Source organism: Microbacterium resistens (assembly GCF_031456305.1).
Lineage (GTDB): Bacteria > Actinomycetota > Actinomycetes > Actinomycetales > Microbacteriaceae > Microbacterium > Microbacterium resistens_A.
Window position 1 is genome coordinate 36,587 of sequence record NZ_JAVDUM010000006.1, and the last position, 12,288, is coordinate 48,874.

The 12,288-nt window shown below is 71.2% G+C and carries 10 protein-coding genes; 7 read left to right on the forward strand and 3 right to left on the reverse strand.

Annotated elements, in window-relative coordinates:
- The first annotated feature begins 179 nt into the window (after positions 1–179).
- The 3 genes from J2Y69_RS08095 (at position 180) to J2Y69_RS08105 (ending at position 6,041) form a co-directional block, all read left to right on the forward strand.
- Positions 180–1,751, forward strand: coding sequence for an FGGY-family carbohydrate kinase (locus J2Y69_RS08095; RefSeq protein WP_310019400.1), 1,572 nt, complete (start codon positions 180–182; stop codon positions 1,749–1,751).
- Positions 1,748–4,342 carry a GH116 family glycosyl-hydrolase gene (locus J2Y69_RS08100; protein WP_310019401.1) on the forward strand — a complete coding sequence of 865 codons (2,595 nt, stop codon included), beginning with the start codon at positions 1,748–1,750 and terminating at the stop codon, positions 4,340–4,342. The genes J2Y69_RS08095 and J2Y69_RS08100 overlap by 4 nt, the downstream gene beginning before the upstream one ends.
- 67 nt (positions 4,343–4,409) lie before the next feature.
- On the forward strand, positions 4,410–6,041 hold the full coding sequence (locus J2Y69_RS08105; RefSeq protein WP_310019403.1) for a fucose isomerase: 1,632 nt from the start codon (positions 4,410–4,412) through the stop codon (positions 6,039–6,041).
- Between the two features lie 220 nt (positions 6,042–6,261).
- On the opposite strand, the gene J2Y69_RS08110 is transcribed toward J2Y69_RS08105, so the two are convergent.
- A complete protein-coding gene (locus J2Y69_RS08110; RefSeq protein WP_310019405.1) occupies positions 6,262–6,837 on the reverse strand; it encodes a TetR/AcrR family transcriptional regulator in 576 nt (191 codons plus the stop codon).
- Positions 6,838–6,909: 72 nt separating this feature from the next.
- Between J2Y69_RS08110 and J2Y69_RS08115 the strand changes: the two genes are divergently transcribed.
- Positions 6,910–7,479, forward strand: coding sequence for a dihydrofolate reductase family protein (locus tag J2Y69_RS08115; protein ID WP_310019406.1), 570 nt, complete (start codon positions 6,910–6,912; stop codon positions 7,477–7,479).
- A gap of 124 nt (positions 7,480–7,603) precedes the next feature.
- On the opposite strand, the gene J2Y69_RS08120 is transcribed toward J2Y69_RS08115, so the two are convergent.
- Positions 7,604–8,194 (reverse strand): hypothetical protein, encoded by a 591-nt coding sequence (locus J2Y69_RS08120; protein WP_310019408.1) that lies wholly within the window; start codon positions 8,192–8,194, stop codon positions 7,604–7,606.
- A 177-nt stretch (positions 8,195–8,371) separates the two neighbouring features.
- Here J2Y69_RS08120 and J2Y69_RS08125 point away from each other — a divergent pair, with 177 nt between their 5' ends.
- Both J2Y69_RS08125 and J2Y69_RS08130 read left to right on the forward strand, forming a co-directional pair.
- Positions 8,372–9,598 carry a glycosyltransferase gene (locus J2Y69_RS08125; RefSeq protein WP_396653060.1) on the forward strand — a complete coding sequence of 409 codons (1,227 nt, stop codon included), beginning with the start codon at positions 8,372–8,374 and terminating at the stop codon, positions 9,596–9,598.
- Positions 9,599–9,600: 2 nt separating this feature from the next.
- A complete protein-coding gene (locus J2Y69_RS08130) occupies positions 9,601–10,827 on the forward strand; it encodes a glycosyltransferase family 4 protein (RefSeq protein ID WP_310019411.1) in 1,227 nt (408 codons plus the stop codon).
- Here the strand turns inward: J2Y69_RS08130 and J2Y69_RS08135 are convergent.
- Complete coding sequence (locus J2Y69_RS08135) at positions 10,803–10,961, reverse strand: hypothetical protein (protein ID WP_310019413.1); 159 nt, start codon at positions 10,959–10,961, stop codon at positions 10,803–10,805. The two genes, J2Y69_RS08130 and J2Y69_RS08135, sit on opposite strands and share 25 nt — an antisense overlap.
- Positions 10,962–11,071: 110 nt before the next feature.
- Between J2Y69_RS08135 and J2Y69_RS08140 the strand changes: the two genes are divergently transcribed.
- Positions 11,072–12,049: a GlxA family transcriptional regulator gene (locus tag J2Y69_RS08140; RefSeq protein WP_310019416.1), complete on the forward strand. Its 978-nt coding sequence runs from the start codon at positions 11,072–11,074 to the stop codon at positions 12,047–12,049.
- Positions 12,050–12,288 lie beyond the last annotated feature (239 nt).

Sequence of the window (12,288 nt, forward strand, 5' to 3'; positions counted from 1 at the left end):
ACCTTGGGGAAGACCAACACATCGACCGACCGGTGGCCATGTCGCGGGATCGCGAGTTTCTTCGGTCGCTGAAACCGGTGGCCGCCACCTCCGGCGACCGGGGTGCATTGCTCTTGAAATCGATTTCGCGTAGAGTGATCGCCGTCCACGGTGGAGTGGTCTCTCAGCGATCGAGGAGGATGCGCGTGCGGTGCACCATCGGCGTCGACATCGGAACGTCCAGCAGCAAGGGCGTGCTGGTGGACGAGAGCGGCGCGATCCTCGCGCAGGCCGTGCGTGCCCATGAGGTGAGCCGCCCGCATGCCGGATGGGTCGAGATGGACGCGGCGGTGTGGTGGGACGAGTTCGTCTCGATCTCCCGCGACCTCCTCGCCGCGGGAGCCGCCGTGCGATCGGGCGAGGAGGGCGACGGTATCGATGAGATCGATATCGTCGCGGTCGGCGTCAGCGGCATGGGACCCTGCGTGCTGCTCGCCGACGAGGACGATGCGCCCGTCCGTCCTGCGATCCTCTACGGCGTCGACACGCGCGCCACGGCACAGATCGCCCGGATGACCGAGGAGCTCGGCCTGGAGGCGATCACGCGGGTGGGGGGATCGGTGCTCACCTCGCAGGCCGCCGGGGCGAAGATCGCCTGGGTGCGGGAGGAGGAGCCGCAGGAGTGGGCGCGGGCCCGCCGGCTGTACATGCCCGCGTCCTGGCTCGTCCGCCGGCTCACCGGCGCCTACGTGCTCGACCACCAGTCCGCGAGCCAGGTCTCGCCGCTCTACGACATCGAGGGCGAGTGCTGGCACGCCGCCTGGTGGCAGCGCTACGCGTCCTCGGTCGAGCAGCCCGCGCTGCGATGGGCGGGAGAGATCGCGGGCACTGTGACCGCCGAAGCCTCCGCGGCCACGGGCATCCCCGTGGGAACCCCCGTGATCACGGGGAGCGTCGACGCGTGGACGGAGGCGGTCAGCGCGGGTGCGCACGGCCTCGGCGACCTCATGCTGATGTACGGGACCACCATGTTCCTCGTCGCCACGGTCGCCGAGACCCTCCGCACGCCGTCGATGTGGACGACGGCAGGGGCGTTCGCCGGGACGCGGAGCCTCGCCGGAGGACTGGCGACCTCCGGGGCGCTCACCGCGTGGCTCCGAGACCTCACGGCGACCGACTATCCCGAGCTCCTGGCCGAGGCGGAGGCCTCAGGCCCCGGCGCCCGCGGGCTGCTGATGCTGCCCTACTTCGCGGGGGAGCGGACGCCGATCCAGGATCCGGACGCCCGCGGCGTGATCGCCGGGCTCACGCTGTCGCACGGACGCGGCGACCTCTACCGCGCGGCCCTCGAGGCGACGGCGCTCGCGGTCCGCCACAACGTCGAGACCATGCGCGCGGCCGGCGCCGACATCCGCCGGATCGTCGCGGTCGGCGGGGGCACGCAGGGGCGGCTGTGGATGCAGGTCGTGTCGGATGCGACCGGTCTGACCCAGGAGGTCCCCGAGACGACCATCGGCGCGAGCTACGGCGCCGCGTTCCTCGCCGCCGGCGCCGCGGCGACGGGCCGCGCGCCGGACATCGGCGACTGGAACCCGGTCGCCGAGCGGATCGTGCCCGATCCGGAGGCGACGGCACGGTACGACGTGATCTTCGACCGCTACGTGCGGCTCTACGCCGGGTCCAAGGACGTCGTGCACGAGCTCGCCGCCGAGCAGCGGGCGAGAACGACGACGAGCGCGACCGGAACGACGATGAAGGAGGACCGATCGTGAGCCGTCGCGCACGACCCATCCCGCACACCGCCGAGCGGGCGGCCTTCCCGCTGGGCGGGATCGGCACCGGCACCGTGTCGATCGGCGCCAGGGGAGAGCTCCGCGACTGGGAGCTCGAGAACCTCCCGGACAAGGGCCGCGCGAACCCCCGCACGTTCTTCGCGATCCACGCGGCTCCCGAGGACGGGACGGCGGTGACCCGCGTCCTGGAGGCCAGGGTCACGGGCCGGCGCGACTGGGACGCCGGGTACTCCTTCGACGATCTCGCCGGGCTCCCGCGGCTGGATGCGGCGACCATGCACGGCGAGTACCCCGTCGTGGACGTGGACTTCGCGGACGCCGTGCTCCCCGTCGAGGTCTCCCTGCACGCCTTCACCCCGCTCGTCCCGCTGGACGCCGACGCCTCGGGAATCCCCGCGGCCGTGCTGCGCTACCGCGTGACCAACCCCGGCTGGGTGCCGGTCGCCGTCACCGTCGTCGGCAGCGTCTCGCACACGGCCGGTCGCGGGACGCCCGGCCCCGACGCGCCGTGGGGGATGCGGGCGACGCAGAGCGTGCGCTGGCGGGAGGAGGGCGACGTCCGGGGCCTCGACTTCGGCATCGATCTCCCCGAGGACGACCCGGGGTACGGGACGCTGAGCCTCACGACCGGCGATCGGTCGACCACCGTCAAGCCGCAGTGGGTCACGAGCTACTGGCCCGACGGCGCCCGCCTGTTCTGGGACGACCTGACCGCCGACGGCCGGCTCGACCCCGAGCCGCGGCTGACCCTCGAGGACAGACCGCGCGGCCTGTTCGCGGAGCGGGACGCCGACCCCGACGCCCCCGCGCTCACGGAGGAGGAGATGCTCGCCAAGCTCCCCCGTGTGCGCACGGGCTCCCTCGGGATCGTGCACACGCTCGCGTCGGGGGAGTCGAGGGACTTCGAGTTCGTCCTGTCCTGGAGCTTCCCGAACCGCCGACGTGGATGGTTCGGCCACATCATCCTCGACGACCCCCGCGGCGACGAGATCGTACGGAACCGCTACGCGTCCCTCTGGCCGGACGCGTGGGCGGCCGGCGCCCATCTGCACGCCAGCCTGCCCGAGCTGGAGAGCGCGACCGACGCGTTCGTCGACGCGCTCTACGGCGGGACGCTGGACCCTGTGATCGCCGACGCGGTCGGGGCGAACATCGCCGCCGTCCGCTCCACCACCTGTTTCGTGCTGGAGTCGCCGACCCCCGAGCTCGGGGATGGCCCGGTCTTCGCCGCCTGGGAGGGGTCCTTCGACCACGGCGGATCCTGCGAGGGGACCTGCACGCACGTGTGGTCCTACGCGCAGACGGTGGCCTGGCTGTTCCCCTCGCTGGAGCGCAGCGCGCGACGGGCGGAGTACCTGTTGGAGACCGACGACGCCGGCGCGCAGCGGTTCCGCGGCAACCGCCTTTTCGGATCCCCCGCGTGGTACATCGGTCCCGCCGTGGACGGACAGCTCGGCACGTTCCTGCGGCTGCACCGCGAGTGGCGCTTCTCCGGCGACGACGACTTCCTGCGCGAGCTGTGGCCGGCGGCCGTCCGCACACTGGAGTACGCGGCCCGGGAATGGGACCGCGACGGCGACGGGCTGCTCGACGGTGAGCTGCACAACACCTACGACATCGAGTTCCACGGGATCGATCCGCTGGCCAACGGGATGTACCTCGCCGCGCTCCGGGCGGGAGCGCGCATGGCCGCGCACCTCGGGGACGAGGCCAGGGCGCGGTCGTGGGGCGCGCGTGCGGATCACGTCGCCGCGGCGATCGACGGCGTGCTCTGGAACGGCTCGTACTACCGGCAGGTGATCGAGGAGGTGGACGCCCACCGCTACCAGTACGGCGACGGCGTGCTCTCGGACCAGCTGCTCGGCCAGTTCCACGCGTTCCTCGGCGGCCTCGGGCACATCCTTCCCCCCGCGCACGTCGATGCGGCGCTCGCCGCGATCGTGGAGCACAACCACCGGGAGGACCTCTCGGCGCACGAGAGCACCCAGCGCGTCTACGCGGTGAACGACGAGGGCGGGCTGCTGCTCGCCTCCTGGCCCGAGGGCGGACGCCCGGCGATCCCGTTCGTCTACTCCGACGAGGTGTGGACGGGCGTCGAGCACCAGGTGGCAGCGACCCTGCTCTTCGCCGGTCGCACCGAGGACGCCCTGCGGGTCGAGAGCACCCTGCGCGCCCGCTACGACGGGGTCCACCGCAATCCCTGGAACGAGATCGAGTGCGGCAACCACTACGCCCGCTCGCTCGCCTCCTGGGCGCTGCTCCTCGCCGCGAGCGGGGCGCAGTGGGATGCGCCGACCAGGACGCTGTCCTTCGCACCTGCGCCCGCGCCCGCGTCCGGATCCGCGCCCGCATCCGGATCCGCGTCCGGGGAGGGCGCCGGGCGGGAGGCGTTCCGGAGCCTGTTCACCACGGGGACGGGCTGGGGCCGCGTGGAGATCGACGACCGCGGCCTCGTGCTCCACCTGGAGGGCGGCGCCCTCGACCTCGCCGAGCTGCGGCTGGACGATGCCGTGATCGCGCGGGGGGTCCGCCTCCGCGCCGGGGAGTCCCATGTCGCCGCCATCCCCTGACACTGTGCGCGCCGAAGACACCGTGCGCACTGACGCGACCCGCTCCATCCATCAACCGGAGGTTTCCATGACCTATGCATTCCCCGCGCCGACCGTGCGCCCTGCTTCCGCGCCGAAGACGGCCTACCTCATCACCTCCGGCGACCTGCGGGAGTCGGCCAACGTGGCGGGATGGGCGGTGCAGGCGGCGACCGAGGCGGCCGTCACCGCGGCGTTCGCGGATCTCGGCTGGAGCGTGGTGCGCCCGTTCGGCGTCGATCCCGAGACCGGGCACGGCTACATCTCCAGCCAGCGCATGGGCATGGAGGTGTTCAAGGACATCCCCGAGGACGCGCCGCTCGTGGTCGCGACGGCCAACTGGCAGTACTCCCACCACGTCCTCGCCGGTCTCCGCACGCACCGGGGCCCGATCCTCACGACCGCGAACTTCGCGCCGGACTGGCCCGGTCTGGTCGGTCTCCTCGGCCTGAACGCCGGGCTGACGAAGATGGGGACGCCCTATTCGACGATCTGGTCGGTCGACTTCACGGACGACTGGTTCCGTGCGGGGCTGGCCGAGTGGACCAGCACCGGCGTCATCACGCACGACGCCTCGCACGTTCGTGCGCTCCCCGCGCTCCCCGACTCGCCCGAGAAGCAGCTCGGCGAGGCGCTCGCCGCGCAGATCCTCGCCGACAAGGCGATCATCGGCGTCTTCGACGAGGGCTGCATGGGGATGTACAACGCGATCTTCGACGACGAGCTGCTCAACGCCACGGGCATCTACAAGGAGCGGCTCTCGCAGTCCGCGCTGTACGCCGAGATGCTGACGGTGACCGACGCCGACGCCGACGCCGCCTACGACTGGCTGATCGGGCGGGGGATGACCTTCCGCTACGGGCAGGATGCGACGACCGAGCTCACGCGCGAGCAGGTGCAGTGGCAGCTGAAGATGTACATCGCCGCGCTGCGCATCGCCGACGACTTCGGTCTCGATGCGGTCGGCATCCAGTATCAGCAGGGGCTGAAGGACCTGGTCCCGGCGTCTGACCTCGCCGAGGGGCTGCTCAACTCCACCGACCGTCCGCCGGTGACCTCGCGCGACGGCGCGCGGATCCTGCACGAGGGCCACGCCTTCCCGCACTTCAACGAGGCGGACGAGGGGGTCGCGCTGGACGCGTTGGTGACCGACCGCGTGTGGCGCGCGATGGGGCTTGAGCCCGACAACACGCTGCACGACGTGCGCTGGGGCGAGGAGGTCGACGGCCGGTTCGTCTGGGTCTACGAGATCTCCGGGTCCGTTCCCGGCTCGCACCTGGGCGGATGGCAGAACGCCGAGGGCTGGCGCCAGGGGCATGTGTTCTTCCCGGCGGGGGGCGCGACGATCAACGGCGTCTCCAAGCCGGGGGAGATCGTGCTTTCGCGGGTCTTCATCGCCGACGGGATCCTCCAGGCCGATCTCTTCCGCGGGTCGGTCGTGGAGCTCTCCGAGGAGGAGACGCGTCGGCGCAAGGAGGCGACCAACCCCGAGTGGCCGATCGCGCACGTGGTGCTGCACGGGCAGACGCGCGACCAGTTCATGGCGCGTCACAAGGCCAACCACGCCCAGCTCGTCTACGCGCCGGACGCGGAGACCGCGGACAAGGCCTTGGTGGCGAAGGCCGCGATGCTCGCCGGGATGGGGATCGCGGTCAACCTCGCCGGCGACGTGAACATCTGACCCGTCGGGCGGAGGCCCTGCGCGGTGGTGGGCCGCGGTGCGTTGCCGTGCGCAAGTTCTGCCCCGCCGTGGCACATCTTGTGGGTTGAGCATGTCCTCAACCCGCAGAAAGTGCCACGGCGGGGCAGAAACGGGCCGGGCCAGGGCAGGAACGAGCCCGCGCAGGGTGCACCTCCAGCCTGCTTAGGCAGGCGGAGGGGAGAAGGAAGGGATGCCCGGGTCAGGGTGAGGGTGGGAGGAGGCCTGCAACGAGGGACTCGACGACATCGTCCGTCGAGGTGTCCGGATCGATCGGAGACGTGAGTCGGTCGAGGAGCAGGCCGTCGACCGCGTAGTGGAAGAGCGCGATCTCCGCGCGCCCCCCGGGAAGCCCCGCGGCCTCGTTGAAGGCGACGTCGCCGTCGAACCCGGAGCGCAGCCAGGACGACAGTGATGCTGCGAGCTCCGGGCGGCGGGCGGACTCCAGCCGCAGCTCGAAGAGGGCGAGCGTGACGTCGCGCTCCGTGGTGAGCCGGCGCACGATGTCGCGGAGGTAGTCGGCGAAGAGCGCTCTGCTCGGCGGGCGGTCGGCGCGCGCGGCGAGGTCCTCCGGCGTCGGCGCGAGTCGTTCTCCGATGCGCTCGAACACGCCGGAGATCAGCGCCTCGCGCGAGCGGAAGTAGTTCGACGCCGTCCCGATCGGCGCATTCGCCTCCTCGTCGATCGCGCGATGGGTCAACCCCCTGGATCCCTCCCGCGCCAGGACCGCGATCCCGGCATCGGCCAGCATCCGCCGACGCGCATCGTTCTTCGCCATGCGTTCAGACTAGCGCGACCACTGCACCTGTTGTAGTCTCCAATCACTGCACCTGTTGTGATTGGAGATCCGATGCGAGAGCTCACCTACTACGTCGCCGTCAGTCTCGACGGCTTCATCGCCGGACCCGGCGGCGAGTTCGACGCCTTCCTCGCGGAGGGCGACCACATGTCGGCGATCAACGAGCGCTACTCCGACACCGTCGCGTCCCACGCCGCCGAGATGTACGGCGTCGTGCCCGACGGGCGCATGTTCGACACCGTGCTGATGGGGTGGAACACGTATGCGGTCGGGCTGCCCTTCGGAGTCTCGAGCCCCTACCGGCATCTTCGCCAGGTCGTCCTCACGAGCCGTTCCCCTGATCCGGCGGACGGCGTCGAGTTCACCGATCGCGACGCCGTTCAGGTCGTGCGAGAGCTCAAGTCGGAGGCGGGCGCCGGGATCTGGCTCTGCGGAGGGGGAGCGCTGGCAGCATCCCTCGCCGATGAGATCGATCACCTCGTGCTGAAGGTCAACCCGGTGCTCTTCGGCGACGGCGTGCGCCTGTTCGGCCCGCGCGGCTACGCGCCGGCGGCGTTCACCAGGACGGGCGCCGAGGCCTTCGAATCGGGAGTCGTGCTCGTCGAGTACCGCCGAAGCTGACCCGGGCCCGCCCCGCGCACCCGGCCGCCGAGACTGCATCTGCGTCTCGAAACAGCGCGAATTTCGCGCAGTCTCGGAACGCAGATGCAGTCTCGCGGTCAGAGCGGCCCGCCGGCCCCCGGGACTACGCCGGCGGGAGGCGGAGGACCGTGCCGGACTCGCCGACGGTGAGGTCGTCGGCGGTGCGCAGGGTGCGCGCCAGATCGTCGACCGCGCCGATCACCGTGCCGAAACGCTCGCGGTCCGCGCATACGGCCTGCAGGGTGACCAGGTGCGTGCCGGTGTCCCAGGTGTAGGTGGCGAACGGCGGCGTCTGCGGGGACGGCGGGATGGCCACCACGAGCTTCTCGCCCGCGCCGAGGTACGGATTGCGGAAGTCCTCGGTGTCGTCGTACTCCATCGGCATCATCGCGCGGGCCGTGCGGACCTGCGGCGTGAGCTCCTGCGCCGACGCCATCGCCACGATCAGCTCGGGATCCGCCTTCCAGGTCCACACGAGCACACGGCCGTCGGCCTTGCGCATGAGGAACGGGGCGGCCTGGCTCATCGCCCAGGCGGCGAAGCCTGATCCGGGCCTCGCCTCGGCTCCGGTCAGCGCGTTGGTCTGCCCAAGGAGCATCCGGATCGCGGCCTTGCGATGGCGGCGCCCCTTGAACCCGAGGGATCCGGTCACGGGGATCCAGCTGGCGGGGTCGGCGTCGGCGGTCAGGCGCATGGCCACACGCTATCGGGGGATCTTGGGAATGCGCCGACCGGTCGCCGCGCGAGACCCCGCGAGGCGAGACCCCGCGAGCCGGAGCGGCACCGTGGACGTCCGGACGTGCTCGGGTAGAGTGGCCAGCGCCCGACCCCGGCGACAACCCCTGTCCGAGGCCAAGAAAAGGCAGCACACGTGACTTCTCCCGACGACCATCCGACCGCGGCCGAATCCGGCTCCCGGGCCGTCCCCACCGAGCCGCTGACCATCCTCATCGGCTGCGACACGTTCTCGCCGGACATCAACGGCGCGGCGCGCTTCGCCGAGCGTCTGGCCGCCGGCCTCGTCCAGCGCGGACACGACGTGCACGTCATGGCGCCGAACCAGGTGTACCGCACCGCCCGCGCCCGCACCGAGGTCATCGAGGGCGAGGCCATGACCCTGCACCGGCTGCCGTCGGTGCGCTGGGCCCCGCACGACTGGCTGCGCTTCGTCTGGCCCTGGCGTTCGAAGCACTACGCCCGGAAGGTGCTCGACGAGGTCCGCCCCGACGTCGTCCACATCCAGTCGCACATCGTGATCGGTCGCGGGCTCTCCCGGATCGCGGCGAAGCGGGGCATCCCCGTGATCGCCACCAACCACGTGATGGCCGAGAACATCCTCGACCACACCGCCCTCCCGGCGTTCCTGGACCGGCTGATCGTCAAGCTCGCCTGGGACGACGCCGAGCGTACGTTCGCCCTCACCCGGGCGGTGACGACGCCGACCCGCAAGGCCGCGGACTTCCTGGAGCGCACGATCGACGTCGGCGCGGTCATCCCGATCAGCTGCGGCATCGACCGCTCCAACTACGATCCGGTGGTCGGCCCGCGGGAGAAGAACCGCATCATCTTCGTCGGCCGGCTGACGGCTGAGAAGCAGATCGACGTGATCCTCCGCGCGATCACCCTGCTCGACCCCGCGCTCGACGTCTCGTTCGATGTCGTGGGCGGCGGAGACCAGCGCAAGAACCTCGAGAACCTGACCCGCGAGCTGGGCATCGATGACCGGGTCGTCTTCCACGGCCGCATCCCGGACGCGCAGCTGCGCGCCCTGTACTCGCGGGCCTCGGTCTTCGCGATCGCCTCGATCGCCGAGCTGCAGTCGATCGCGACGATGGAGGCGATGGCCTCGGCCCTGCCCGTGGTCGCCGCCGACGCGGTGGCCCTGCCGCACCTGGTCCACGACGGTGAGAACGGCTACCTCTTCCCGCCCGGAGACGTCGAGGCGGTCGCTGCGCGTCTCACCGACGTCCTCACCGCCGATCCTGCCCAGTACGAGAGCATGCAGAAGGCGTCGCTCGCCGGCGTCGCGGTGCACGACATCAACCGCACCCTCGACACGTTCGAGGCGCTGTACCGCGGCGAACCACTGCCGGAGTAGCCGTGCACATCGTCTTCTTCGGCGATCAGCACCTCGAGTCCCTCGGCGGCGCGCAGGTGTCGATGCGCCTGCAACGGCGGTACCTGGAGCGCGCCGGGCACACGGTCACGGTCGTCGCCCCGCGGATGCACGGTCCGCGGCTCGCGGAGCTCCGGAGGACGGAGCCCGCCGATCCCGCGTATCTGGATCTGCCGTCCCTGCCGATCACGCTCGATCGCGAGTACGCGATGACGTGGCCGGGCCGCCGGGCCGACCGCCTCCTCGACCGGGCGCTCGCATCGAGGCCGCCCGTGGACCTGGTGCACGTGCAGGCCGACTTCTGGGGCGCGTTCATCGGGCATCGTTTCGCGCACCGGCACGGGATCCCCGCCGTGCACACGATGCACAACCGGGTGGACGTGGGCATCGCCGCGGTCACGCCGCTGCACCGTCCCGTGCTCGCCGCACTCAACTCCTGGCGGCGCAGGGCGCTACGGGGCATCGGGGATCAGCCGGCCGACGGCGGGGGCTGGGGCTATCTCCGCGGGATCGCCGCCGAGTCGCTCGCGGTGACCGCCCCGTCGGGGCACTTCGCGCGGCGTCTGGAGGAGCACGGGGTGTTCCGTCCCGTCGACGTGGTCTGGAACGGCATCGACGACGACGTGCTCGCGGAGGTGCTCTCGGCCGCGCCGGCGGAGCGGTCGCCCGGTCGCCCACGGTTCGTCTGGCTGGGCCGGATGAGCCCGGAGAAGCGTCTGCTCCCGTTCCTGGAGGCGGTCGTCGCCTCCGATGTGGATGCGGAGGTGCAGATCGTCGGCGGGGGAGGGCAGCTCCGTGCCGCCGAGCGGATCGCCGCCCGCGCCGTGCGGCCGGGCATCCGCTTCCTCGGCCGTCTGCCGTACGCCGGGGTGCTCGCGAGGATGGCGGACGCCGATGCGGTCGTGCAGACCTCGATCGGCTTCGAGACCCAGGGGATGACCCCGTTCGAGGCCGCGACGCTGGGCACGCCGACCGTCGTGAGCGATCCCGACATCGCGGGAGAGCTCCGCGGCGGGCTGTGGGCGGTGCCGGACGCCGAGGGCTCCGAGGAGGCCAGGATCGCGGCGCTCGCCCGGACCCTGCGCGTCGCGGCGGACGACATCGCGAACGGGACGGCTCCGGCGCCGGATCCGGAGGTCGCCGCGATGTTCCGGCAGTCCTCCCGGACGGCGGCGATGATCGAGGTCTACGAGCGGGTTCTGCGGCGCTGACCGCGCCCGGCGGGGTCGCCGGGCAGCCGGGCCCAGTCGGTCGGGATGGCACGGTGGCCGTCTCGGCGGAGTTCGACGATGGTCGCGACCCCGCCCCAGATCGCGACGGCGGCGATGAGGATGACGATGAACATGGCAGAAACGCTACGGTTGCGCTGATTCCGCCACGAGTGGCAGGATGGACAGTGTTCGCAGGAAAAGTGCCAACCTCGCCCGCCGCGAGGAATGGCGGACAGGGGTGTCGATGAAGACCATCGCATGCATCATCCAGCCGGGGTTCTCACCCTTCGAGTTCGGCATCGCCTGCGAGGTCTTCGGACTGGACCGCACCGACGACGGCGTTCCGAACTTCGACTTCCGGGTCGTGTCCGCCGACGCGGGTGACGTGCCATCGAAGCTGGGCTTCACGGTGGGCGGGGTCGGCGACCTCTCGTTCGTCGCGGAGGCGGACGTCGTGGTCGTCTGTCCCTTCCCGCAGGAGAGCTGGGTGGCGGTCGATCCGCGGCTGATCGCGGCGATCCAGGGGGCGGCCGCGCGCGGCGCCTGGATGATCAGCGAGTGCAGCGGCGTCTTCGCGCTGGCGGCGGCGGGCGTCCTCGACGGGCGGAAGGTCACCACGCACTGGATGTACGCCGACGTGCTCGCGCGCATGTATCCGCAGATCGAGGTCGACCCCGATGTGCTGTTCGTGCACGATGGACGGTTCATCACCAGCGCGGGGACGGCGGCGGGGATCGATGCGTGCCTGTCGCTGCTGCGGATCGAGCTCGGCGCGGAGCTGACGAACAAGGTCGCGCGACGGATGGTGGTGCCGCCGCAGCGCGATGGAGGCCAGGCGCAGTACATCGACCGCCCGATCCCCGTCGTCACCGGCGCGTCTCTTGCCGAGCTCACCGAATGGGCGATGGACAATCTGCGCGGCGACCTCTCGGTCGAGCGCCTCGCCGCCCACGCGCACATGTCGCCGCGCACGTTCGCCCGGCGGTTCAAGGCCGAGCACGGCATGTCGCCCGCGGCCTGGCTCACCCGTCAGCGTGTGATCCACGCGCAACGGCTGCTGGAGGGGACCGACCTGGGCGTCGACCGGATCGCCGAGGAGTGCGGATTCGGGTCGGCTGCCGTGCTGCGGCAGAACTTCGCCCGCGTGCTCGGCACGAACCCCACGGCGTACCGGGCCACTTTCAGCTGCCTGGCGGCCGAGATGGAGCCCGTCCTCGCCTGAGGGTGGGTGGGTGAGGTGCAGCGGTTGGCGTGTTGCAGGACGTTTGCACATCTGTCGGACGATTCAGCCGAATCGGTCCGACAGGGTGTTCTTGATCCGACGGGGTGACAGGGTTCCCTCGTTGGATCGCAGCATGCCCGTCGGAGAAGCCCCGGCGTGGCAGTTCTTGTGGGTTGAGAGGGTCCTGAACCCACAAGAACTGCCACCTCGGGGCATAAAGAAGGCGGGCCCAAGAAGGC